Here is a 24,548-nt window from a genome sequence, read left to right as displayed (position 1 = left end):
GATGAAAAAAATTATGCTGGTGGACGATTCAACAACGTTATTGATGAGCATGAAAGGCATTTTAAGCCGTGCGGGATTTGAGGTTTTGACGGCCAGCAGTGGCCAACAGGCGCTGGAAAAAATAGAGGGTTTTAAACCGGATTTGGTGATTACTGATCTGAATATGCCGGGTATGGACGGCATTACGTTTATCAAAGCGTCGAAAAAAACGGCGGCAATGCGTTTTAAGCCGATTTTGATGTTGACCACGGAGTCGCAGCAGTCAAAAAGAGACGAGGCCAAGCAGGCGGGTGCGATGGGTTGGTTGGTCAAACCCGTGGCACCGGAACAGTTGACTCAGGTGGTTAAGCAGGTGTTACCAGGAGCGTGATATGCGAGATCGAACGGAGTTGATTTTGCCTGCGTTATCACGCAAGGCAATGGATTGTCCGAAGAGATATTATTTTTTTGTGGGTCTGTTTTCTTTTGTTGCGGTATTTGTGCTGTTTTTATTGCTCTCCGCGCTGCTGCCTGCATTTAAAGACACTTATTATCAGCCCCTGTTGGCCTCATTGAGTGCGGTTTTGGTGCTTGGGTGTCTGTTTTTATTTGAATTAAAAAAATCGCAAATACAGAACCGAATGGCGGCGGATGTGTATCAGAATCGAGTCTCTCAGCAGGTGAAAAAAGTGTGTCAAAAAAGTGTGCGTGGTTCAACTTTATTATTGGCTCATTTGGCTTTTTGTCAGCAAAAAGTGGGTCAATTTCAGGCTCAGTTGCAGCAGAAGTTGAATCAGGTGGCAGCGGGAGAAGCGTTTGTTTGGTCTGCCACTCAACAACAAGATGTGAATGATGTGATCACATGGTGTGAAGTGCAAGCAGAGGCCATTGGGATCGAATTAGAGCAGGAATCCAAGAAGGGGTTAGAAGCGTCTCTTGATAGCGAAACGGTGGCATCGGCAGACATGCAGGTCAAACAGAATCAAGCATGGGCTAAAATCACCCAATTTGCTCTGCAAAACGTAGATGCCAGTCAGCAGGCGTTGTTGGCCTTTGTGCGGGTCATGCAGCCAGAAGAGGAGCCGAAGGTGTCGCTGGATATGGCGGTGCAAATTGAGGCGGTGCAGGCGCAAGGGTTGGATTACGCGCTCGATGTGGTGGCGCAGATGCTGGGTACGCACAAACAGGTGGAGGAGTTTCATCACATTCTTGATTCGCAGTTGGACGGTGTGGCGCAGTTGACCGAAGAGGCGGCGTTGGATCTGATGGAGAAGATTCAGGCCATTGAAACCGCAGCGGATAATTCAGTAAGCGAAGTGCAACAGGCCATCTCACATTCAGCCACGCTGGCAGGTAATGATCAGAATCGGGTGGAGAGCATTCACAACAATGTACGTGAGTTAACAGCGTACGTGGCGCAACGAAAAGAGGAAAACGTGAGCCATTCGCAGCAGATTGAGGCGGTATTAAAAGAGATTGCCAAGCTCAGCAACTTAACCGGCATGGTAAAAGACATCGCGTTTCAGACCAATATCTTGGCGCTGAACGCCTCCATTGAAGCGGCACGAGCAGGACAGGCAGGCAAAGGGTTTGCCGTGGTGGCCGGTGAAGTGCGCCGTCTCTCAGAGCAGTCGGAAGAGGCGGCGAGCCACATTGATGTGGGCATTGAAAAAGTGATCCAGATTGCCGACCAGCAGATGAAACAGATTTTAGACCCCGCTCGAATCGAAGCCGAGCGGCAGCAGTTGAACGGTTTTGTGACGGATTTGAGCAGCATGGCCAGCATGTACGATGAGTTGGAGCAGTTGAATCAAGCGGTGTTTCGCAGCACTTCAGAGAGTGTGGATCAGATTACCAACTTGACCGTGGAAGCCTTTGCGCGGGTGCAGTTTCAAGACATCACTCGCCAACGTTTGGAACAGATTAAAGCGGCACACGAGTTGATTGATAAGCACATTGCCGCTGTGCCCAAAGCCATTTTGGACAGAGAGGCGTTTTATGAGCTGGATACGCTGAACTTAGATGAATTGTATGAAGGCTATTACATGGCGGATCAACGTTTGATCCATGATAAAGCCAATGGCCAAAACGTGAATAAACCTGCCGCCCCAGAGTTACCGGCGATTGAGCTGTTTTAAACCTTAACCTCCACTTTAGCAGGCCACAACTCCTCGATTTTTTCTACGGCCAAATAGACCAGCAGATAGACCTCCGTTTGACCGCCATCAAACACCTGTACCTCCAGCGCGTACTCGCGGTTGTCACTTACCAGCAAGTAGTAACTAAAAGCGGTGCCTTCGTCAGCGTCTTCGGGCAGTGACAGGCCGCGATAATCTCGGTCGTAAAAATAGGCGTTGTGTCCCTGTTCTTGGCGATAAACCGGCGCTGTCCAGCCCTCTAGATCCGCCACGTCGGCGATGCGTTCCAGAACGTGATGAGTGCCGCTGTCGGGATCCAATAAATCCACAAAAGCATCAATATTAAATACCTGCTGCACATCGTCGGGCAGCAGAGGAATGGCGATTTCCAGTCGCTCTTGATGGCGTTCATGAATCACCGCCAAACGCAGCAAAACGCCGTCGCTGTTTTCGGTGGTGAAGACGGTTTTGCGTTTCTGCTCGCCGCCCAAGTCGTAGCTGTGAACGTCTTCAATGACAAACGATTGATTGCTGATCGCAGCTTGGGCGGCAAAACCGAATTTAGCAATGTCGCCGACTTGCAGATTCTTTGGATCTTCTAGACGGCGAGCCGGAACGGGATCCGGCTCGGAGTTGAAGATGTTTTTAAAAAAACTCATGGATTAGCCACCGGCTTGTTGCTTGGCTTTTAGGCGTTCCAAAATGGAGTTGCCGGAAGCTGCGCCACTGACAATGCCCGCTTCTTTCAGTTTGGCGCTCAAATCGGCACCGCTGCCTTCGTTTTGCAGCTCCATCGCCGCCTGCATTTGGTCTTGGCGTTTTTGCTGTTTGGCTTTGATGCGTTCCAGTGAATCGGTGGCCGAACGCATGGAGGAGTTGCTGCCGGAGAATTTGGCCGCTGCTGCTGAGTTGGCTTTGTTGACCGCTTCGGTGGTTTTGACGATGGAGACTTCTCGTTCCATCGCGCGCACGTTGCGCTCGGTTTCGGCGATGGTTTTTTTCAGTTGGCTGACGTTGCTGTTGTAACCGTCGAGCAATTTTTGTTGAGCATCCAGCTCTTCACTGATTTCAGCGATTTTTTCGGCCACTTCCAGCGCCAAGGCATCGTTGCCGCTCTCCATCGCTTTGATGGCGTACCCTTCGTGTTCGGTCACCGAGGCGGCGAGCTGTTTGACCTTGCGATCCACGCCCATTTTTTCTGCCATCACGCCGGTCAGACTCTGTTTGGCTTGATCCAGATGTTTGCGTGCATCACGCATCTCTTGATCCAAAATACGCAGGGCTTGGGTGTCCACAATCGCTTCACCCACTTCCGTTGCACCGCCGCGTACAGCGGTAATCAGCTTGTTCCAAATGCTCATGGTGAACTCCTAGTTCAGGTAATCTTGCAAGGTTTCGATGGCGTTTAGGCTGTTGTCGCTCAGCACGCAGATTTCATGAATCAGATCGTCCAGCGTTGGTTTGGCGCTCATGGCACCAAAGATTAAATATTGATCACCCACTTTGCCAAAGGAGGAGAGGGGCATGGGCAGGTTGAGGGTGGTCATGGCATCGAGCATGTCGCAACGCCGCTCGTTGTTGACCTCATTGTCGTGCCAGAGGTAGCAGGTGCAGAGCAGTTGTTCGCTGTCGAGGCTGATAAAAATGGGGAATTCTTCCCGATCTTCAATCTCCACTTGGATCACATGCGCTCCGTCGTGATCCCTCATGTTCGCGGAGAGTTTCATCCCTTCTTCGGTCAAATGACCGTCCAATTCTGCGGCGAAATTAGCCAGTGCATCGTTGCTCATTAATAACTCCTGATTGAAAAGACCCTGAAAAAAAGCAGGTACTGTAAACGATATGGGGGGTATGACCTGCATTTCAAGAATAAAGTGCCGATATTCAGAAAAAAGCCTTGGCGAGGGAGCGAGGCGCTAGAAGCTCTGATGGTAAAACAGGCCAAAGCTGCTCGCATCAATGCTGTCGTTGATATTGAAGTTACTGCCATTGATGGAAACGGTGTTGATTGTGTAGTCAATGGCAGTAAAACGAGCACCGATGGAGGCTTGTTTGGATAAGCTGTAACCGCCTTGCAGCACAAAACCAAGGGCGTTATCGAAGTCAACGGTTAGAGCAGCAATGCCTGGGCTGGTTTCATTGTAATTTGGTGAGAGGTGGTAGCTGAGACCGGCGCCCAGTTTGACTTTATCGCTGACGCTGCTCTGAATAATGAGTTCCAGCGGAAAACGGGTGAGGTCGGCATCGCCGTCAGAGGCGACCAAACTGCCGTATTTCCAACCGATACTGCTTAGAACGGAGAGGCTCTCTGAGTTAGGAATGGATACTTCGTAACCCAGTGCAAGATAAAAATCGCCGCCAGCGGTGAGTTCGGTGCCATCAGTCAGTTCGGCTAGGGTATCTCCACCGACCTCAAAAGATGCAGTGAAAAAGGGAGCATCAGCTGAGGCAGCTGTAGAGGCTAAAAGTAGGCCGAGGGCGAGAGCAGTCTGTTTTTTTCATCTAAAAATTCCAATAATTGTTGCGACAGGGGCGGGACTTACGTGGATAAAAGGCGCTAAATCCTTTGTCAATATATCGAAAAATCTGGTTGAAAGTCCAGTTTTTGAGCCTATTTTTAAGAATTTTTAAGGATATGAGCGCCCTTTATTGAGGTGATAAACGCCCTGTTCTTGCTGCCAGTCCTGTTGATGGTATTGATAGGCTTGCATTGAGCCAAGACGATTAATTTTGATCTGCTCTAAGTCATCGAAGAAATAACGCCCAAACTCAAAGGTGGCCAGCAGTGCTGCCCGGCTGCTCCAGCCGTCATCAATAGGCAGTTGTTTGAGTTGTTGCAAGCGGCGCTTGGCGGAGCTGCCCTCTTTGCTGGCAATGTGCCAACCCCACTCACCAAAGGAGGGAATGTTGTGGTGATAGGCTTGAACGTGTTTGAAACCGGCGTGTTTAATGGTCTTGCCAATGCTCAAAAAAGTCTTGCGTGCGTGGTAGGGTGAGGTGGATTGCACCACCATTGCACCGTCTCCCGCCAGCAGCAAGTTGAGTTTGTGATAAAAGCGGCTGGAGTAGAGTTTGTTCAGATCGGGGTGGCTGGGGTCGGGCAGATCCACAATGATGCTGTCAAACGTGCGCTGCTGCTGGATCAGATCATCGACGTTTAAAAAGGCATCACCGAACTGTACAGTCACGCGTGGATCGGCAAAGGCGTTGTGGTTCATTGCCAGTAGGCGTTGATTGACCTGTTTGCCTTGAATGATCAAAGGTGCGGAGAAGAGCCGCACCAGAGTGGGGTCGAGATCCAGCAGCGTTACGTGTTGAGGCTGCCAGCGCAGCACGTCTCGCAGCGCCAAACCGTCGCCGCCACCGATGATCAGGATGCGCTCCTGACGTGCTGATGCCGCCAGTGCCGGTGCGGTGAGCAGGGCGTGGTAGAGGTGCTCGTCGTTGCTGGCAAACTGGGTACGACCGTTGATGTAGAAGGTCAGTACCGCAGGTTGATTGGCACCGATGTGGCGTTCGGTAATGGTGAGGCGTTGATGATGGGTGTTGAGGCGATAGACCACTTTGTCCCGATAGAGCATCTCCTCCATTTGAGCGTTCCATTGATCGCCAAACAGAGCGATGCTCAACACCAGCAGGGCGGTTAAGCCGTGTGCCAGCAGCAGGGGCAGGCGTGAGGCGATGTGTTGGCGGAAGATAAACAGAAACAGCAGACCCATGATCAAGTTGGCACTGGCGGTCAGAGCCGCAGCGTAGGAGATCTCCATCGTTAGCATCAAACCGACCCAGAGCGCAGCACCGATGCCCGCACCAAGGTAATCCATACCGTAGATGGAGCCGGTGTTGTGGGTCAGGTGTTGGCTGTAGAGGGCTTGGCGCACCCGCGCCATCAGTGGAATTTCCATGCCGATCAAAAAGCCCAACAGAGCGGCCATCAAATAGGGGCTGATGGCGGCGACCTGTTCGCTGAACTGCATCAGCCCTCCATCTAGGAGCAGATCCGGTGGCAGAGCAAAAGTCTCAGATAAAATTTGTGGCAGGCGGGTGCTAAAGGCAAACAGCAGGGCGATGATCAGCACCGCTGAAGAGCCGAGCAGGGCTACGATCAGCTCCAGCCAAGCAAAACCGCTGAAGGGGTTTTTTACCAAACGCGCCGCAAACGCACCGAGACCCATAGAGACGATCATAATGCCGATGATGGCGTAGATGGCGCTTTCAACGCTGCCCAGTACGCGCCCTGCGTAGTGGGAAAGTAGGTATTCGTAGATCAGGCCGCATCCCGCCAGCACCATCATAATGGAGAAGATGGCCAGATCGTACAGCAGCAGGGATTTGGGTTTGGAAGCAGGCATCAGCGCTGTTGTTGCAGGCGTTGATCTAACTCATGCAGGCGGGCAGGAGTGCCGATGTCGAGCCACTCGCCACGATGGTGTTCAGCGCTGACCTGTTCTATTTTCATTGCTTCTCGTAACAGTGGTGCCAAGGGAGCGGCACCCGCTGGCAGATTTTGGAATAGTCTGGGGTGGTAGAGACCGATGCCGCTGAAGGTGAGTTTTTCACCGCCCCGTTGTTCGTTGTGCAGCAAACCGTCGTGCAAATAAAAATCACCCTTGGGGTTGTGTTTGGGGTTATTGACCATCAGTAGGTGGGCTAATTTTCCAGAGGGGAGCTGTAAATCGTGCAGTGGGGCATTGCACCAGATGTCGCCATTAATGACCAAAAAGGGTGTGTCACCCAGCAGTGGTAGGGCTTTTTTAATCCCGCCTGCGGTCTCCAGTGCGGCGCTGCCTTCGTCGCTGTAGTGAATCTCTAAACCGTAAGCAGAGCCGTCACCAAGGGCGGTTTGGATTTGGCTGCCGAGATGTGCCAGATTGATCACGACCTGTTGGACAGCGGCCTGTTTTAGCGCGAGTAGATGGTATTCGATCAGGGTTTTGCCGCCCACTTTGAGCAGCGGTTTTGGTGTGTGGTTGGTGAGCGGGCGCATTCGCTCCCCTCGTCCGGCGGCCAGAATCATCGCTCTCATTGGGCGAGTTTTTCTGCAACGTTCAGCTCGTGCATCAATTGGGCAAAACTCTGTAATTCGGGATAGATCTCGCAGACCTCGATAATGTAAGCAAAGGTACGCGGAATATCCTGAAGGTAGCTCGGTTTGCCGTCGCGTTGCTTGAGACGGGCAAATATGCCAATGGCTTTTAGGTGGCGCTGCATTCCCATCAGGTCAAACCAGCGCAGATACTGTTCGCGGGGCAGTTCAATGCCGCTGCTGTGAAACCACTGTTTTTGGAAATTTTTCACCCAATCAATGACCTGATCTCGTGGCCAGCGGACGTAACAATCTTTTAACAGTGAAACCAGATCGTAGGTGATCGGGGCCACTGACCGCATCTTGAAAGTCGATGATGCCAGGGTTGTGTTTTTTATTGAACATCAAGTTGCGGGAGTGAAAATCGCGGTGAACAAAACAGCGCGGTTGTTGTAGGGCGCTTTCGCTGAGTTGTTCAAAGGTTTGTTGGATGAGGGTTTTAGCGCCTTGATCTAATTCAAGCGCCAACTCTTTTTTCTAAGAACCAATCGACAAACAGCTGCATCTCTCGATGCAGCAGGGGAGCATCGTAGGCGGGCAGTGTTTCGTGTGGGGTGCAGATTTGCAACACTTGCAGTGCTTCCATTGCGTCGCCATAGAGACGATCTACGTTGCTCTCATCCAGTTTGTTCAAGTAAGGTTCTGAACCTAAGTCACTGAGCAGCATAAACCCTTGTTTGAGATCATGCGCTTCAATGTGAGGGACGTGTAGGCCTTCACTTTCCAGCAGTTGGGCGATTTCCACAAAGGGCTGGCTGTGCTCTTTTTCCGGTGGTGCATCCATCGCAATGAGGCTGCCAGAACCCGTTTGTAGGCGAAAATAGCGCCGAAAACTGGCGTCGCTGGAGGCGGGTTGCAGAGTGCCTTGTTGCTCGGGTTTAACTTCGCTGATCCATTGTTGCAGTTGTTGTAGGCGGCTGTCGGTTGGCATAGGTCTCTTCTTTGCTGAAAAAGGGCTGTGGCTTTCCACAGCGAATGCGGAATAGTAGCGGTCTGTCGCAAAAAATCCAAGGTTTACGGCTTGCATACCCCCTTAGGCTGGGTCTAAGCTTGCCAGCAATTTTTCCCTTTGAGGAGTAGTGCCGTGTTTAAACCCCTTTTGTTGAGCGTCTGTCTGCTGGGCAGTGCTGTGGTTAATGCTTCCAGTTTGGACATTAGCTTGAGCAGTAAAACCGCCAATTTTCAATTTTTGAGTGATGCCAGTGCCTTGGGCAGCGGTGGTGCTGATATCGGCGTGGGTGTGTTTTACGATGATTCCAGTAATTACATGGCCAATGCCAATATCTTGGTGGTGGGGCATCCGGCCAGCGAATCACTGCCAATGCAGTTGGGTGTGGGGGCTAAGGCCTATGTTGCCAGTTTGGATGGTACCGATGAGAGTGTGGCAGCGGTGGGTTTGGGCGGCATTGCACGTTACATTGTGCCCGCAGACATTCCCGTCGGTTTGACCTTGGAAGCGTATTACGCCCCACCCATCACCAGTTTTTCGGACACGGAAGAGGTGATTCAAGTCGAAGCGCGAGTGGAGGTTAATGTTATGCCTTCTGCGCGTGCCTATTTGGGTTATCGCTATTTAAACACGCGCCTTAAGCTGAGCGGAGATGTGACGTTGGATGATCGCCTGCATGTGGGCATCCGTCTGAATTTTTAAGCTTGTGGCTCTTCTTGGCAAATTTTGATCACCAACTGACGCACGCAGGCTAAGTATTTCTGTTCGTCAGCGGCTTGCTGGTAGCGTTGCGCGTGCCAGAGGGATTCTGCTAGGCATTCCAGCATTTGATGTTCCACTTCATGGCCATCTTTGAGTTTGGCCAGCAACTGGCGGGTCAGGGTGGCGATGCCTGCGGGTCGGTTGGTGCTCAATTGCTCGCGCAGCGCAATGTGCAATCCCATGTGCAAGAAGGGGTTGCTTTCGCCGTTCTCGGGCAGATACTCCTTTTCCAACTGCTGTAACTGCTTGTGGTACTCGGGGTGTTCGGCGATCACGTTGGCAATGATCTCTTCCATTGCTTGCAGGGGCTGGCCTTGTTGCATTTTTTGCCACGCGTGCAGGTAGGTTTTGCGTAGGGAGTGACGCTCTTTGCTAAAAAACATAAAAGGAATCTTGTTGTGGGCTAAATACGTTAGTCGAGATTTTTTTGTTTGAATTCACACAGATCTTCTAAGCCGCACGCTCCGCAGCGCGGTTTACGCGCCACACAGACGTAACGACCGTGCAGAATCAGCCAGTGATGCGCGTCTTGTTTGAACTCCGTTGGCACCCAGCGCATCAATTTTTCTTCCACTTCGACGACGTTTTTCCCTGGAGCCAGCTTTATCCGGTTGGAGACCCGAAAAATGTGGGTATCCACAGCGATGGTGGCGACACCAAAGGCGGTGTTGCGTACCACATTGGCTGTTTTTCGCCCCACGCCCGGCAGCGCTTCCAACTCTTTTTGTCCCTGTGGAACTTCGCCTTGATGATTTTCCAGCAGCAGAGCGCAGGTTTTGATGATGTTGCGCGCTTTGCCGTTGAACAGACCGATGGTTTTGATGTACAGCTTTAATCCCTCTTCACCGAGATCAAGAATCTGTTGTGGGGTGTTGGCGATGGGGTAGAGTTTAGCGGTGGCTTTGTTGACCCCTATGTCCGTGGCTTGGGCGCTGAGAATGACGGCGATCAGTAGCTCAAAAGGGCTTTGGTAGTTGAGTTCGGTTTTCGGGTGTGGATTGGCTGCCCGTAAGCGGCTGAAAATTTCAGCGCGTTTTGTGCTGTTCATTAGGAGGTGGCAGGTGGCTGGATGGGTTCAACGATGACATTGATTGTTGCCAGACTGGAGAGCTTGTTTTTGCGGCGTTGATCAATGAGGTTTTTGACCACAATCAAAATGCCCATGCCAAAAAAGGCACCTGGTGGCAAAATGGCGAGCAGAAAACCGCGATAATCTTCACCCATGATGTGCAAAGTCATGCCGCGAGCCGCTTCACCAAACATCAAGTGCGCCTGTGAAAAGAGCGTACCCATGCCAATCAACTCACGCATTCCACCCAAAACCACCAACAACAGGGTAAAGCCTAGCCCCATGGCAAAGCCATCCAGAGCCGCTTGTTTGACGTTGTTTTTTGAGGCAAAGGCTTCGGCACGACCAATAATGGCGCAGTTGGTGACAATTAGGGGAATAAAAATACCTAGAATGGTGTAAAGGCCGTGCATCCAAGCGCTCATGGCCAGCTCGATGCTGGTGACGATGGCGGCGATGACCAAAACAAAAACGGGAATGCGGATTTCAGGGCGTACCACATGGCGAATCATGGAGACGACGCTGTTGGAGAGGATCAGGGTGGCCATTGTTGCCAGACCTAAACCGAGGCCGTTAATCACCGTGGAGGTGACGGCCAACAGTGGGCAAAGCCCCAGCAGTTGAACCAATCCGGCGTTGTTGTTCCACAGACCTTCGCGGAAAATTTTGGCGTTGTCATTCATGATCGTTACCTGCGGCGGTGTGTGTGGGGGTGTTAAACAGCATCTCTTGATGTGTTTGAAAATAGAGTAGGGTTTTATAAACCGCTTTTACCACCGCTCTTGGGGTGATGGTTGCGCCAGTAAATTGATCAAATTGGCCTTTGTCGCGTTTTACCGCCCACTCTTTGCTGCTGGTATTTTGCAGCGATTTGCCGTTAAAACCGAGAATCCAGTCGCTACGTTGGGATTCAATGCCATCGCCAAGGCCGGGGGTCTCGCGATGGGAGCTGACTCGCACTCCAGCCAAAGTACCGTCCAGATAGATTCCCACCAGCAGTGTGATGCTGCCGCTGTAACCATCAGGGGCGGTGGTGGTGAGAATCACGGCGACGGGTTTGCCCGCTTTGCGTACTCGATAAACAGGAATGGCCTGCTTGCTCAGGGCAGCGCTGTGAATCAGAATTTGATCCCGATAGGGGTCGTTGTCCATTTTTTCAGCGGGTACCAAGGTATGCAGGCTTTTAAGTAACAATTGGCGGTGGTTTTCGGCAATCCGCTCATGGGTGATGGCTTCGGTACCGGCGATCAACAAAGTACCGATAAACCCAAAGCTGGCCAAAACCAACGATGTCCAAGAGATCTGACGCAGAGCACGTTTCATATTTACTCCTTGCTGCCCTGGCCAAAGACAGCCGGTTTAATGTAGTGGTCAAGGGTAGGCACCACCATGTTCATTAACAGAACCGCAAAGGCGATGCCATCAGGATAACCGCCCCACTGACGGATAATGACAATAAACAGGGCAATGCCACAGCCGTAGATGAGGCGTCCTCGATTACTGGCCGGAGCACTGACGGGGTCGGTGGCAATAAAAAAGGCCGCCAGTATCACACCACCGCTAAAGAGGTGAAACATGGGGCCGGCCTGAGCATCGGGAGCTGAGGCGTAGGTCAGGGTGGTGGCAATCAACAACGTGGCAATGAGGCTGAAAGGGATGCGCCAATCGATTATTTTAACTTTGAGAAGGTAGAGGCCGCCGAGAAAAAACCAGTTGCCGATCCATTCCCAGCCTACGCCACCAAAAGTGCCAAACAGCGGGCTGTCTTGGATCTCTGAGAGCATCATGTTCTGCCCCAGTTGAGTGCGGGTGATGTCCAGCGGAGTGGCCATGGTGATGGCGTCCCAACTGAGGGCATTGGGTAAGGAGCCGCTGAAGATGATCTGTGCGCTTTGCCAGAGACCAAAACTCTGTTGGGCTAATTCCTGCGGGGCGGGCCAGAGGGTCATCTCACGAGGAAAAGAGATGATCAGCACCACGTAACCCACCATGGCGGGGTTGAAAGGGTTGTAGCCGAGGCCGCCGTAAAGCTGTTTGGCAACGATGATGGCAAAACCGATGCCGATGGCGATCATCCACCACGGGGTGAGGGGCGGCAGTGCTAAGACCAGCAACCAAGCGGTGACAAGGGCGCTGCCGTCGCTGAGTACCGGTTTGATGGCTTGTTTACGCAGTTTGAGTACCAGCGCTTCAGCGCCCAGAGCCAGAGCAATGGCCAGCGCCAGATTGATGAGCACACCAGGGCCAAAAAACCACGCATACGCCAATGTGCCGGGAATCAGGGCGTAGATCACATGGCGCATAACGCGAGCAACGTTGTTGACGTCGTTGTTGTGTGGGGAGGCGGATGTTTTAAACTGCATGAGGATTAACCTTGTGTGCCTTCGGAGTTAGAGGCTTTGTTGCTTTTTTTCGCCTGTACTCGTGCCAGAGCGGCTTTGATGGCGTCTTGTTTGGCGGAGCTGCTGCTGTCACCGGCTTTTTTAGCTTTGAGGGCGGCACGGCGTTTGGCCATTTTGGCTTCTTTTTCCTGTTTTGCCAATTCGATGCGCTGTTCGCGGAATTGGTGTCGCTCTCGGGCTTGATCGGCTTTTTGTCGCTCTCGTTCGGCGTTCCAGATTTGGGTTTTGGCGTAACGATAAAAACTGACCAAAGGAATGTGGCTGGGGCAGACGTAATCACAGCAGCCGCACTCGATGCAGTCAAACAGGTTGTTGTCTTGCGCTTTGTCAAAGTCTTTGGCGCGACTGTGCCAGTAAAGTTGTTGCGGCAACAGGTTGGCGGGACAGACCTCCACACAGGCTCCGCAGCGAATGCAGGGGCTGACGGTTTCGGTTTTGGGCAGTTCATTGCTGCTGAGCGCCAAAATGCAGTTGCTGGCTTTGCTGATCGGCAGCTCATCGCTGTGCAGCGCCAAGCCCATCATCGGCCCGCCCATGATCAGACGTTGTACGTCATTCGTGTAACCCCCACCGGCTCGACTTAACTGCTCAATGGGGGTGCCAATCAGCACTTCCCAGTTGCCCGGATTTTGGATGCCCGCGCCGGTGAGGGTGACGATGCGTGAGATCAGCGGTTCAGCTTCGTAGATGGCGCGGTAGATGGCGTAGGCACTGCCGATGTTTTGGCAGACAATGCCCAAATCACCGGGAAAACCGCCGCTGGGCACCTCTTGATCGGTGAGCACTTTGATCAGCTGTTTTTCCCCGCCCGTTGGGTAAAGGCTGGCAACGGCGACAATTTTTATCGACACGGATGAGGGTGTAGGGTCGTTTTTGAGTGCTTCGTTTAAGGCTGTGATGGCAGCGGGTTTGTTGTCTTCGACACCGATGAGGCATTGGCGCGGACGCAGGCTGTGAATCAGAACATGAATGCCTTTTAACACCTCATCGGCGCGCTCTTCCATCAGCTTTTGATCACAGGTGATGTAGGGTTCGCACTCGGCACCGTTGATGATCAAGGTTTTTAAAGGTCGTCTCGAAGCGAGGGCGAGTTTGGTGGCGGTGGGAAACGTTGCGCCACCCAAACCAACAATGCCCGCTTGGCGCAGATGCTCGTATAACGTTTGTTTACCCAGTTGGCGGTACTCTTCGCCAAGGGGCTGCGCAGGCGATGCTTCATCAAGGCCGTCGCTGGTGAGGGTGATGCAGGTGGCGGGCAGTCTGGAAATGTGCGCCACCGCCTGTTTGTCGATGGCGCTGATGGTGCCGGAGGTGGGCGCATGAATGGGCGCACTGATGGAGCCTTGTGCTTGGGCGATCATCTGCCCTTTGAGTACCCGTTCACCGACGCTGACGATGGCCTCAGCAGGTTCGCCGATGTGCTGTTGCAGAGGCAGCCGATATTCCGCCAACAGCGCCATTTTTTGAATGGGGCTGTTGGCGGAGAGTGCTTTAAAGCCCGAGAGTTTAAGGCCACCGTGGAAATGGGAGAGTTGTTCGATGGGCATTAGGAGGCCGTCTTATGTTGCGCAGCCGTTGGCTGTTTTGAGGCTGGATAAGGCCATTTCCAACTGTTCAGGCTCTCTTGGTTTGGCACCATAAGAATGCAATCCACTGGGCAGGGATCAAGACAGAGTTTGCAGCCGGTGCATTCGCTCTCAATCACCGTATGCATCTGTTTGGCGGCACCCAAGATGGCATCCACAGGACAGGCTTGAATGCAGAGGGTGCAGCCGATGCAGGCGTGTTCGTCAATGATGGCCAATTCAGGTTCACTCTCTTCACCCGCTTCTGGATCAAGGGGGATCACTTCTCGTCCGAGCAGATCCGCCAACGCTTGTATGCCTGCTTCGCCACCTGGTGGGCAGCGGTTGATCTCTTCGTTGCCTTCGGCAAGCGCCGTGGCGTAGGGGCGACAACCAGGGTAACCACATTGACCGCACTGGGTTTGCGGCAGCAGGGCATCAATCTGGTCTACGACCGGATCGCCCTCGACTTTAAACCGAATCGCAGAAAAACCGAGCAGTAGGCCAAAAGCCAGACTCAGCAAGGTGAGAACAATCAGAGCACTGAGCATGGGTTATACCTTGATTAGGCCTGAAAAGCCCATAAACGCCAAGGACATCAGACCGGCGGTAATCAGAGCGATGGCGTTGCCTTTAAAGGGGGTGGGCACATCGGCCACATCGACTCGTTCGCGTACCGCAGCAAACAGCACTAAAACCATAGAAAAGCCGATGGCGGCACCAAAACCGTAGAGTGCCGATTCGATAAAGGTGTGATCTTCTTGAATGTTAAGCAAAGCAACGCCTAAGACGGCGCAGTTGGTGGTGATCAGGGGCAGAAAAATGCCTAAAATATTGTAGAGCAGCGGGCTGGTTTTATGCACCACCATCTCGGTAAACTGCACCACCACGGCGATGATAAGGATAAAGGTGATGGTGCGTAGGAATTCCAGCTCGAAGGGGATCAGCAAATATTGATTGGCCAAGTAGCTGCAAACTGAGGACAAGGTCAGCACAAAGGTGGTGGCCAAGCCCATTCCCACCGCAGTTTCCAGCTTGCGGGAGACGCCCATAAAGGGACATAGGCCGAGAAACTTCACTAGAACGAAGTTGTTGACTAAAATGGTGCTGATGAGGATTAGTGCGTATTCGCTCATGTCGTTCTGTGGCTGCTGTGGTTTAAAGTGATATTGGAGCAGGAGTTTAACAAATTCTTATCCTCTTTGGGCGGTGCTTTGGTCATATTGACTCTCCAGTCTTGGCAGAGATATTTTGTAGCAGGTTTGCATGCTGTGACGTTTTAGCGTCTAAAAAGTGGGTTTGTTCGCTTTAAACTGGGAAAATGAGTTCAGGCATGGTAGAAAGCGGGGCGTTTTTCATTTATGTCATGAAAGACGATCATTTTTAGAACATTCAGTTAAATGAGAACGGTTGATCGATGAACGACGATAAAATCACCCCCCTAGGTAAGTTTGAACGCCTTGCTGTTGAATCACAGCGATTTTTGTTTCGCCCCCGTCTGATTGAGCGTTTGACAAAACGTGCCACCCATCGTCAAGTGGCGGTGTTTGAAGGCCAAGCAGGGCAAGGCAAGTCGGTACTTGTTTCTCAATATCTGGAACATCTGGACTGTGCCTATGCGTGGTGTCGGCTGGATGAAAAGGATTGTGATCCAGCGACGTTGTTGATCTCCTTGGTACAGGCCTGTCAGGCGACGTTATTGGGTTTCTCTTGTCCGCCGTTGGAATCGTTATCGTCTGTTGATTTAGAAAATGAGACGGCGTTACTGGAAGCCTTTCAGCAGTCTTTGAATGTCTGCGTTAAATTAAATCATAAATCGCAAAAAAGTGTTCATATCGTTTTAGATGGTCTGCAGGTCTTGGAGGAGAGCAGCTCGGCTCTGGTTCTGTTGCAGCGCTTGATTGAGATGACACCGATGGACGTCACTTTTTTGATCACCTCACGCACCCCAGTGGCGATTTTACTGAGTGACATTCACGCCACGCAGTTGTGGTGCATCATCGACAACGCCCAATTGGCCTTCAGTCGTGATGAAGTGATTTCTCTATTGGCTCAAATCTCTAAAGGGGTTTCTCAAAGCCGTGCGGCAGAGCTGTTTCGTCGTTCTTTAGGCTGGCCTGTGGGTTTGACGCATCTGTTGCCTGAGTCAAGAGCCGTCAACAGTGCTGCCGCTCTGAGTGATTATTTTCAACGGGAGTTGCTGGATGGCCTCTCCAATGATGTGCGTGATTTTCTGATGCGAGTGGCGTTGTTGGAGTCGATTTCGTTGTCGCTGGTGTTGACGGTCAGCGGACGTGAAGACGCTGCGGCACTGCTGCAACAGATGGTGGAACAGCACGGTTTTATCTATCAGCGTCCTGGACAAGCGGTGTTTGAGATGCATCCGTTATTGCGTACTATTTTGCGCCAACAGGCGAGTGCGTACTTGGGACGCAATAACCTTAAAGAAATTCTACAGCGGGTTATGGAGCGTCTGGTCTCGCAAAAACAGCCTCGTCAAGCGGTGGTTTATGCCTTGAGGGCAGGGGATTTGCGCAGTGTGGAGCAGCTGTTGCGTTTGATGGGGCCGACGTTATTGGAGATCGTTTGCCATATTGAGCCAAAAGATGTGCTGCAACTGCTGGCTCGTAAGGAGTCAAATTCGGCATGGTTGCTGTTATTGCAAGCGACGGCTGCGATGGAATGTGATCCTGCTGCGGCTCGTGAGCCGCTGCATCTTGCCCTGAATAAGTTGAAAGCGGAGGAAGATCAACAAGGCGAGCTGTTGGCGTTGTCACTTTCAATTCTGTTTCATACCTTAGTCAGTGGCCAAATTGAAGAGGTGCAGAACCTTTATCAGCGTGCTTCAGTGCTGTACAGCGAGTTGCAACACAGTTTGAACCATTACGCTAAGGCGTACATCAGCGCCTGTCTGGGCGCAGCTCAACTGGTGATTCATGATAATGCCGAGTTGGGGCGTAACTCGCTGGAGTACGCTTTGCGTCTGGCCAGTGAACACCGTTTTGAACGTTTGGCGCTGCGCATTCGCCTTATGCGCCTGTTTGACCTTATATCCTCGGGTCAGTTGTTGGAAGCAAAAGGCGATATGGAGGCGTTGCACGGGGTCATTGGTGAGACTTGGTGTGATGCACTGGAGCAGGGTTATATTTATGCTGCAATGGCTTATTGGCTCTATCGCTCAGGTGAACTGCAAGAGCTGAAACGTCATCTGAGGCTTTCCAAACTCTATCTGTCGCGGCCTATTTTGGAGCAGAATTTGGCCGGGGCATTGTTGCTCGTTTGGGAGATGCAGGCGGCGTTGGCGGAGGGTGATTTTTTAACCGCCAAACACCTTTTACAGCAAAATTTGGGTTTGCCAGCGTGTGATCGGCATTTGGCCATAAGTCAGTATTTACGGCCTTATCATCCTCTGTTGGATCTGTTGCTGGATAACTTCAGTGCACCACACAAAAAAGCGCTGGCACAGTTGGCCTTAGTGGCCAAAGGCGATATGCACAGTTTGCATGCTCTGCTGGTTTTGGGAGCCGCTTATCTGCAGTTGGGCGATCACGGCGAAGCCAAACTGTTTTTGGATGAAGCGCACAAACGCGCCGAACTGCGTAAAGATTATTTTACTCAGTCGGCGGTGTTGTTGCAGCGAGCGACTCTGTTCCACGCCTTGGGGCAAGAAGATCTGGCCAAACAAGATACCCAAGAATTCGTCACCGTGATGCCTCAACACAATGGCCGTTACAGTGATGTGTGGATACCCGATGTGGCGATGCAGTTCTATTTGACGGGCATAAAAAACGGCGTTGAGTCGCGTTTTTTACGTCAATTGGCGGTGCAATGTTTGGATGTGGGAGTGGATGATAAAGGTCAAGTCTTGCCGATGGTGCATGTGCAGAGTTTGGGCGACATCTCTTTTACGTTATCTGGTGAGTCTCGTTTGCAACAGTCGGATTTAACCCCCGCTCAACGTTCTCTGTTGTCGCTGTTGATTACCGCTCCAGATCTCTGTTTGGATCAAGCTTCGGTGCAGCTGATGTTGTGGCCTGACAGTCCGCAAGAAAAGGCGCGGGCTAATTTTGATGCCCTTTTGTCTCGGGTCAGAAGCACCTTGAATAAAGCGCTGAAACCGTGGAAGGCAAAGTCGTATTTTGTCTTGAAGCGGGGCGTGCTCTGTTTGAGTAATTGTGAGGTGGATCTGCACCATTTCCGTCGCCAAAGCGAGGAGGGTTTGCGCCTCTACAAGGAGGGTAAACATTGGGAGGCGGGATTCTGTTTGCGCAAGGCAGTCAACTATTGGCAAGGTCCGCTCTGCCCTGAAGAGCAGAATTTGCTGGTGATTGATGATCTGCGCGAACAGCTCAATGAACAGCACGCTCAGTGCAGCCGTGCTTTGGCGCAGTTGGTGGAACGAGAGGGGGAGCATCAGGAGGCCGTTGATCTATTGAAGCTCTTTTTCCAGCGGGATCCCAGCGATGAAAGTCTGGTACGTCGGCTTTACAGTCTTTATAAACAGCTGGGGCAACGAGATCAAGCGGCGTTGGTTTTGACCGCCTACCATAATGCACTGATTGAGGCGGGTACCTCGTTGGAAGACACCATTGCGATGGTGGTGAAAACTCACAACGGCAGCAAACCCTTCACCTTTTAAATCCGCAGTGCGGGTTTATGGCTCGCTGTTGAGCAGTTGCTGTTTGAGATTGTTGTAGAGTTCCACTACGATTTCGTTGGCCTCTGTACTTCCCATGCCCTCTTCAATTAGGGCGCTGCGGTACATGCGTAAAATTTTGATGCTTTTTTCGCGTTGATCAATTTTGCGGTGCAGCAGATAGAGGGTACTGACCAAATTTTCATCACTGGGGTCGGCACGGAACGGTTCTGTAAGCAGCTGAATGGCTTCATGAGGGCGGTTGGCAGTGGCAGCGATGTTGGCCAGTGTTTTACAGCATTGAACGTATTGGCTGCCCAAGTGATCGCGTAAATCGCGTACCGAGTAGGTCAGATCAACGCCAATACAGAATTCCCCTTGCCATTTTTCCAGCGCGGCATAAAGTGACAGGCTGGCCTCCCAGAATTTACCACTTTTGGACAGCTTCAGCCCTTTTTGCCCTTCTTGAGCAAACAACAGCAGATCCGCTTGGCAATTAATCAAATACAGTTCACCTCGCTTGAGCAGCAAGTAAGATTTTGCTGAGTGCGGTGTCAGTGACTTATTAAAGGTGCTGCGCAGGCGTGACAATAGGGCATCAAAGGTGGCACGGGCTTTTTCCAGTGGGCTGTTTGGCCACAGGGCTTGTTGAATGTCGGCTTGATCCATGTGCAGTTCAGGGGTGGTCAGCAACAGAGCAATTAAGGCACGCTGAGCGGGGGTTAAATCGGCTTGTGAGAGCCGTGTTTCAGTGTGCAGCAAAAAGTCCAAACGGCCTAGACACTCAATGTGCAGGATAGGAATGGAGTTGCCCTTGGCATCCATGCCGATGTCGAGCCGTGAGGCGGAGATTTCACGCATGTATTCGGCATCGATGTTGTTTGTCACCGCGTAGCGGAAGACCTCTTCGCTGATGCGCGGTAACCAGAGGTCAAAATGGGGGTATTGGATCTGCTTCATCAAGGAGACGAAGTGATTGATGTCGGCGCTGGCGGTGGCGGTTTCATCACGCTGAATCTGGACAAAGATACGGTGCAGCAGTGCTCCGGCGATGGCTTGTTGATTGCCATAGACTTGCCCCCACTGAATGGCCTTGTCTAAGTGCCGTTTGGCGTGTTCCCAATTGGCGAGCATCATGTAAATGGTGCCGATCAGGGTGTGGTCGTGGATCGCCAAGGGGCCTTCAGAGGTGATGCGCTGTTCCAATTCGTTCAGAATTTGCGCAGCTTGAGTGGATTCGCCGCTCATCGCTTCCAATAGGCCTTGATAGAGCATCAAGCGGTTGTGCAGCGGGCGATGATCATTGATGTAGGCCATGCTGCGGGTGCGTCGCACTAAGCTGCGAGCCTGGGCGTAGTGACCTTCGGCAATGGACATCTGTACTTGCAGTACTTGGATCACCGAAGCAAGTAGGGTCTGGTTAAGTAATGTTTCGTTGAGCAGCTCTTTTTTCTGGGTGAGATGACGTTTCAGGGCGCTAAAATTGGCTGATTTATAGAGCCAATAACTGACGACGGTAAAGGCGAGGCAGCGTTCCAGCTGGTTGAGTTGGTTTTGATGCAGTGCTTGATGTAGTACCTCGAGATCTTCTTTGGCTGCATTGAGCTGGCCGGTGAGCACCCGGTGAAAGGCCTGCAATAGATGGATGTGAATCATCAAGTCACGGTATTTTCCCTGCTCGGCAATACGCAAAGTGTCGTTCAGGGCGCGTGGGCCTTGTTGTTGATGGACAAATAGGCTGGCAGCACTCAAGGAGCTGTTGATGTAAATGGTGGAGTAGGGATCAATTTGCTGATGCAGGCTTTGATAGAGCGGCTCTGCCTCTGAGAGCAGACCGGCACAGCGTTCATGGCGACCGTCAATCAGGGCGTGGAACAGCAGCTCTTGAGTGATCAGTAATAACAAGCCTTTTTTATCGTCACTTTGGTTGAACAGGGTTCTGGCTCGTTCAAAGTGGCGGCTGGCTTCCAGCGGAGCCGTTTCCATCTGGATGGCGGCCAGCAGCAGAGATAACCAGCCTGAATTTTCGCTGATTTTTTTCGGCAGAAGTTGCTGTAACTCTTCCAGATCGCTGGTGTGCTGAGGAATTTTTAGCAGACGGGCGTTCATCTGTTGCAGCAGTGATTCGGTATGTTGGTAATCACCGGCTTTGAGAAAATAATAAACTGCTTTGTGGGTTTTATCTTCCTCTTGGAAGTGGTTGCCAATGCGCCGTAGGTATTGGTTCAGCGCCTCTTTGCTGAGTTGCTTTTGTGACTCTTCGCGCAGGTAGGTGCGCAACAGCGGATGCAATGTGTAGGTGGTGCGCGAGAGGCGGTAGAGAAAACCGTGGCGTTCCAGCAGCAACCACAACAGTTTTTGTGTGTCTTCACGCTGAGTGACCGCGCTGGCCAGTGGTGTGCTGATCTCTTCCAGTAGGGCTATTTGGGAGAGAAAGCTGCGCTGTTCCGGGGGCAGTTTTTCCAGCAGTTCGTATTTAAAGTAGGAGCCGATGTCACTGAGCAACAGTGCGCTTTTGGCATCGGTGATAATGCCGCTGGGTGAGGGCAGGGTGTCGTCTTGATTGTGACCCATGGAGATCAGCCCGACAGGCCAGCCCTGGGTGTTTTTATACAGCTCTTGGTACGCTTCTTCGGTGAGGGTATTGCCAAAGATTTCGCTGGAGAGACGATGCATTTCGTCGTGGTTAAAGGCCAATCGTTGGTTGCCAAGGGTCAGCCATTCCTGAGGTGAGTTGCGTTTACCCAGTAGCAGGGTGACTGGTAGGCGAGAGATCAAGATGAATTTGAGCTGTTTGGGTGCTTGATCCAGCAACATCTGTACGATTTTAATTGATTTTTTATGCCCTTCCAGAATTTGAAAGTTGTCTAATACCAGATAACGTTCATTGCCAATGTAGCGTTCCAAAGTGGAGACCAAACTGTTAACGGCGGTCTCTAATTTGTCGTCGGTGGTTTCGCCCCACTCCACCAGACGCTCTAAAAAGGGTGATTCAAAATCTGAAAAATTGTGGTAACAGAGCGACAGCAGACCGGCCAAAAGATGAATCGGCTGGGTGTCATTTTCATCCAGCTGGTACCAGAGATTAGGACAGTGATACTCTTTCAAAAACTGTGAAATCAGGGTGGTCTTGCCTTGTCCTGCTTGACCTTCGACGGCAAAAATACGTCGATTGGCACCGCCGTCGTGGAGATATTCCATCACGCGGGGGCGTTTTAGGCTGCGGACAACAGCGGCTGCCGAAGGGGCTAATTTTCGAGTCGATATTTGATAATCGTGGACTTGAATGGATTTATCCATAAGTGTGGTAATCAGAGTGGTTGTGATGAGTCATTGGGTGTTTTTTTGGTTTTATTGTGACGCTGGAGCAAAGATAGCAGATATGGGCTTTGCTTTGCAGTTTTTATCGAAAAAGCGGGTTTTGCACGCTTTTTTCAGATGTGGATAAAACCGCTTATTTCACTTTCATGCCGGGTTTTGCGCCGCTGTCCGGTTGCAAAATGAACAATTCATCTCCACCAGGACCGGCGGCCAGCACCATGCCCTCTGAGAGGCCAAAACGCATTTTTCGCGGCGCTAAATTGGCCACCATGACCGTTAAACGACCTTCCAACTCTTCGGGTTGATAAGCGGACTTGATTCCGGCAAAAACGGTTTTAGTCGCACCGTCCAGATTTAAGGTCAGTTGCAGCAGTTTGTCTGCGCCTTTGACGTGCTCGGCTTTGTCGATACGGGCAATGCGCAGATCCAGTTTGGCAAAATCGTCAAAACTGATTTCAGCGGCGAGAGGCTCTTTGTCCAGTGCGGTGGTGGTTTTTTTCGGGCTGTTGGCGAGTTTCAGAGCGTGTTCTTGTTCTAACTCGACCTGAGTCTGTTGCATCATTGCTTCGATTTTTTCGAGGTCTATGCGGGTCATCAGCGGCTTGAATTTGTTGATTTGGTGATCGAGCAATGGGGTGCTTAAGTGCTCCCAGCTGAGTGGTTCGACGTTGAGAAACAGTTCGGCTTTTTGTGCTAAAACCGGCAGCACCGGTTTTAGGTAGCCCATCAGGATGCGGAAGAGGTTGATGCCCATGCTGCAAACGTTGTGTACCTCTTGGCCTTGAGTCTCATCTTTGGCCATGATCCACGGTTTTTTCTCGTCGATGTATTGGTTGGCGCGATCCGCCAGCGCCATGATGTCGCGCATGGTTTTGCTAAACTCGCGGGCTTCGTACTGCTGCGCTAATTTGGGCGCGGCGGCGATAAAGTCGGCCAACAGCTCGGGATTGTCGATGCGCTCACAAAGCTGATTTTGGTGGCGTTTTTTGATAAAACCGGCGCAACGACTGGCGATGTTGACCAGTTTGCCCACCAAGTCGGAGTTCACTCGCTGAGCAAAATCTTCTAAATTCAGGTCGATGTCGTCGATGCCGGAGCTGAGTTTGGCAGCAAAGTAGTAGCGCAGATATTCGGGGTTGAGGTGGTCCAGATAGGTGCGCGCTTTGATAAAGGTGCCCCGTGATTTGGACATCTTTTTGCCATCGACGGTCAAAAAGCCGTGGCAGAAGACCGCATCGGGTTTGCGAAAGCCCGCACCTTCGAGCATGGCAGGCCAGAAGAGGGTGTGGAAATAGGCGATGTCTTTGCCAATGAAGTGATACAGCTCAACGTCGCTGTCGGGCTTCCAAAAATCGGTGTAGTCGAGGCCGTTGTTGTCACAGTGGTGTTTGCAGCTGGCGATGTAACCGATGGGCGCATCGAGCCAGACGTAAAAATATTTGCCTGGGGCATCGGGGATCTCAAACCCCCAGTAGGGTGCATCACGAGAGATGTCCCACTCTTGCAGACCGGCTTCAAACCACTCTTGCAGTTTGTTGGCGATTTCGGGCTGCATGTGTTCGCCTTGCGTCCACTGCTTGAGCATTGGCTCAAAATCGGCCAATTTGAAAAAGTAGTGTTCTGATTCACGTTCCACCGGTGCGCTGCCACTGATCGCTGAGACGGCGTTTTTCAGTTCGGCGGGGCTGTACGTTGCGCCACAGGCTTCGCAGGAGTCGCCGTACTGATCGGGCGCGCCGCATTTGGGGCAGTCGCCTTTGACAAAGCGGTCGGGCAGAAACATGCCCGCTTCTTCGTCGTAGGCTTGTTTGATGGTGCGTCGGCTGATGTGGCCTGCGTCACGCAGTCGGGTGTAAATGTGGTTGGAGAGAAACTGGTTCTCTTCGGAGTGGGTGCTGTGGTAGTTGTCGAATTCGATCTGAAAATCGGCAAAATCCGCTTCGTGTTCGGCGCGAACTCTGTCAATCAGGGTCTTTGGATTGATGTCTTCTTGCTGGGCGCGCAGCATAATCGGTGTGCCGTGGGCGTCGTCGGCACAGAGGTAGGTGCAGTTATGACCGCGCATTTTTTGGAAACGCACCCAGATGTCGGTCTGTAAATATTCAACCAAGTGGCCTAAATGAATCGAGCCGTTGGCGTAGGGGAGGGCGCTGGTGACCAATATTTTACGAGGTGATGTCATAACGATAAGGCGCTTGTTGGCAGATGAGAAAGGGGCTTATTTGACGACCTTCAGCGTGGGTCGTTTGCTGGCAGGCGGTGTGGGTGGTTTTGGTTCAGGATCAGAGTCGGTTTCATTGTCCAATAAAACAGCGGCCTCTTCTTTGGCGAACATCATCCCTTGGCCGTTTTCTTTAGCGTAAATGGCCATCACAGCATCTATCGGAAAAGAGACGTTCATGGGCTGGCCAGAAAAACGCGCATTAAAACCGATGGCCTCATTGCCCAGCACCAAGTTGCTGGTGGCGCTGGGGCTGATATTGAGGACGATTTTCTGCTCTTCGACAAATTGCTGCGGTACCACAACCTGTGGGTCAGATGCATCGACCAACAAGTACGGGGTCAGGTTGTTATCAATGATCCAGTCGAATAAGGCACGCACCAGATAGGCGCGATTGGAGGTCATAATATCTGACATCCG

General features: G+C 51.8%; 23 protein-coding genes and 1 pseudogene. 4 read left to right on the top strand and 20 right to left on the bottom strand.

Annotation, left to right across the window (positions count from 1 at the left end):
* The first annotated feature begins 1 nt into the window (after nt 1).
* Both Q9O24_06705 and Q9O24_06700 read left to right on the top strand, forming a co-directional pair.
* Entirely contained in the window at nt 2-370 is a 369-nt protein-coding gene (locus Q9O24_06705; protein MDQ7074838.1) for a response regulator, read from the top strand.
* Nucleotide 371: 1 nt separating this feature from the next.
* On the top strand, nt 372-2,117 hold the full coding sequence (locus tag Q9O24_06700) for a methyl-accepting chemotaxis protein (GenBank protein MDQ7074837.1): 1,746 nt from the start codon (nt 372-374) through the stop codon (nt 2,115-2,117).
* Here the strand turns inward: Q9O24_06700 and Q9O24_06695 are convergent.
* From Q9O24_06695 to Q9O24_06655, 9 genes and pseudogenes are all read right to left on the bottom strand, one after another.
* Nucleotides 2,114-2,776: a hypothetical protein gene (locus Q9O24_06695; GenBank protein MDQ7074836.1), complete on the bottom strand. Its 663-nt coding sequence runs from the start codon at nt 2,774-2,776 to the stop codon at nt 2,114-2,116. The two genes, Q9O24_06700 and Q9O24_06695, sit on opposite strands and share 4 nt — an antisense overlap.
* 3 nt (nt 2,777-2,779) lie before the next feature.
* Nucleotides 2,780-3,478, bottom strand: a complete 699-nt coding sequence (locus Q9O24_06690; protein MDQ7074835.1) for a PspA/IM30 family protein — start codon at nt 3,476-3,478, stop codon at nt 2,780-2,782.
* A 9-nt stretch (nt 3,479-3,487) separates the two neighbouring features.
* Complete coding sequence (locus Q9O24_06685) at nt 3,488-3,907, bottom strand: DUF2170 family protein (GenBank protein MDQ7074834.1); 420 nt, start codon at nt 3,905-3,907, stop codon at nt 3,488-3,490.
* Between the two features lie 126 nt (nt 3,908-4,033).
* Nucleotides 4,034-4,588: pseudogene (locus Q9O24_06680) on the bottom strand (outer membrane beta-barrel protein).
* Nucleotides 4,589-4,744: 156 nt separating this feature from the next.
* Nucleotides 4,745-6,469 carry a polyamine aminopropyltransferase gene (locus tag Q9O24_06675; protein MDQ7074833.1) on the bottom strand — a complete coding sequence of 575 codons (1,725 nt, stop codon included), beginning with the start codon at nt 6,467-6,469 and terminating at the stop codon, nt 4,745-4,747.
* Entirely contained in the window at nt 6,469-7,143 is a 675-nt protein-coding gene (locus Q9O24_06670) for a nucleotidyltransferase family protein (protein MDQ7074832.1), read from the bottom strand. Before Q9O24_06670 ends, Q9O24_06675 begins: the two co-directional genes overlap by 1 nt.
* Nucleotides 7,140-7,415: a hypothetical protein gene (locus Q9O24_06665; GenBank protein ID MDQ7074831.1), complete on the bottom strand. Its 276-nt coding sequence runs from the start codon at nt 7,413-7,415 to the stop codon at nt 7,140-7,142. Before Q9O24_06665 ends, Q9O24_06670 begins: the two co-directional genes overlap by 4 nt.
* 4 nt (nt 7,416-7,419) lie before the next feature.
* Nucleotides 7,420-7,671, bottom strand: coding sequence for a phosphotransferase (locus Q9O24_06660; protein ID MDQ7074830.1), 252 nt, complete (start codon nt 7,669-7,671; stop codon nt 7,420-7,422).
* Nucleotides 7,661-8,134, bottom strand: coding sequence for a phosphotransferase (locus Q9O24_06655; GenBank protein ID MDQ7074829.1), 474 nt, complete (start codon nt 8,132-8,134; stop codon nt 7,661-7,663). The genes Q9O24_06660 and Q9O24_06655 overlap by 11 nt, the downstream gene beginning before the upstream one ends.
* A gap of 153 nt (nt 8,135-8,287) precedes the next feature.
* On the opposite strand from Q9O24_06655, the gene Q9O24_06650 reads away from it, so the two are divergent.
* A complete protein-coding gene (locus tag Q9O24_06650; GenBank protein MDQ7074828.1) occupies nt 8,288-8,854 on the top strand; it encodes a YfaZ family outer membrane protein in 567 nt (188 codons plus the stop codon).
* On the opposite strand, the gene Q9O24_06645 is transcribed toward Q9O24_06650, so the two are convergent.
* The 8 genes from Q9O24_06645 to rsxA are packed head-to-tail and all read right to left on the bottom strand — an operon-like array spanning nt 8,851 to nt 15,086.
* A complete protein-coding gene (locus Q9O24_06645; GenBank protein MDQ7074827.1) occupies nt 8,851-9,297 on the bottom strand; it encodes a DUF1841 family protein in 447 nt (148 codons plus the stop codon). The two genes, Q9O24_06650 and Q9O24_06645, sit on opposite strands and share 4 nt — an antisense overlap.
* Before the next feature lie 29 nt (nt 9,298-9,326).
* Nucleotides 9,327-9,962 (bottom strand): endonuclease III, encoded by a 636-nt coding sequence (gene nth / locus Q9O24_06640; protein ID MDQ7074826.1) that lies wholly within the window; start codon nt 9,960-9,962, stop codon nt 9,327-9,329.
* On the bottom strand, nt 9,962-10,666 hold the full coding sequence (locus Q9O24_06635; protein ID MDQ7074825.1) for an electron transport complex subunit E: 705 nt from the start codon (nt 10,664-10,666) through the stop codon (nt 9,962-9,964). Before Q9O24_06635 ends, nth begins: the two co-directional genes overlap by 1 nt.
* Entirely contained in the window at nt 10,659-11,306 is a 648-nt protein-coding gene (gene rsxG, locus Q9O24_06630; protein ID MDQ7074824.1) for an electron transport complex subunit RsxG, read from the bottom strand. Before rsxG ends, Q9O24_06635 begins: the two co-directional genes overlap by 8 nt.
* A gap of 2 nt (nt 11,307-11,308) precedes the next feature.
* On the bottom strand, nt 11,309-12,346 hold the full coding sequence (gene rsxD / locus Q9O24_06625; GenBank protein ID MDQ7074823.1) for an electron transport complex subunit RsxD: 1,038 nt from the start codon (nt 12,344-12,346) through the stop codon (nt 11,309-11,311).
* A 5-nt stretch (nt 12,347-12,351) separates the two neighbouring features.
* The gene (gene rsxC / locus Q9O24_06620) at nt 12,352-13,932 is read right to left on the bottom strand and encodes an electron transport complex subunit RsxC (GenBank protein ID MDQ7074822.1); all 1,581 of its coding nucleotides are present in this window, start codon (nt 13,930-13,932) and stop codon (nt 12,352-12,354) included.
* The gene (gene rsxB, locus Q9O24_06615) at nt 13,932-14,501 is read right to left on the bottom strand and encodes an electron transport complex subunit RsxB (GenBank protein ID MDQ7074821.1); all 570 of its coding nucleotides are present in this window, start codon (nt 14,499-14,501) and stop codon (nt 13,932-13,934) included. Before rsxB ends, rsxC begins: the two co-directional genes overlap by 1 nt.
* 3 nt (nt 14,502-14,504) lie before the next feature.
* Nucleotides 14,505-15,086 carry an electron transport complex subunit RsxA gene (gene rsxA / locus Q9O24_06610; protein MDQ7074820.1) on the bottom strand — a complete coding sequence of 194 codons (582 nt, stop codon included), beginning with the start codon at nt 15,084-15,086 and terminating at the stop codon, nt 14,505-14,507.
* A gap of 281 nt (nt 15,087-15,367) precedes the next feature.
* On the opposite strand from rsxA, the gene Q9O24_06605 reads away from it, so the two are divergent.
* Complete coding sequence (locus Q9O24_06605) at nt 15,368-18,589, top strand: BTAD domain-containing putative transcriptional regulator (protein ID MDQ7074819.1); 3,222 nt, start codon at nt 15,368-15,370, stop codon at nt 18,587-18,589.
* Between the two features lie 15 nt (nt 18,590-18,604).
* Here the strand turns inward: Q9O24_06605 and Q9O24_06600 are convergent, their stop codons facing one another.
* The 3 genes from Q9O24_06600 to Q9O24_06590 form a co-directional block, all read right to left on the bottom strand.
* Nucleotides 18,605-21,886 (bottom strand): BTAD domain-containing putative transcriptional regulator, encoded by a 3,282-nt coding sequence (locus tag Q9O24_06600; protein MDQ7074818.1) that lies wholly within the window; start codon nt 21,884-21,886, stop codon nt 18,605-18,607.
* A 154-nt stretch (nt 21,887-22,040) separates the two neighbouring features.
* Nucleotides 22,041-24,089, bottom strand: coding sequence for a methionine--tRNA ligase (metG, locus tag Q9O24_06595; protein ID MDQ7074817.1), 2,049 nt, complete (start codon nt 24,087-24,089; stop codon nt 22,041-22,043).
* 36 nt (nt 24,090-24,125) lie between these two features.
* Nucleotides 24,126-24,545, bottom strand: a complete 420-nt coding sequence (locus Q9O24_06590; protein MDQ7074816.1) for a ClpXP protease specificity-enhancing factor — start codon at nt 24,543-24,545, stop codon at nt 24,126-24,128.
* Nucleotides 24,546-24,548: the final 3 nt, after the last annotated feature.

The sequence above is a fragment of the Gammaproteobacteria bacterium genome (assembly GCA_030949385.1).
GTDB lineage: Bacteria > Pseudomonadota > Gammaproteobacteria > JAUZRS01 > JAUZRS01 > JAUZRS01.
The sequence above is the reverse complement of the archived record's forward strand: the minus strand, read 5'-3'. Positions and strand labels throughout refer to the sequence as shown.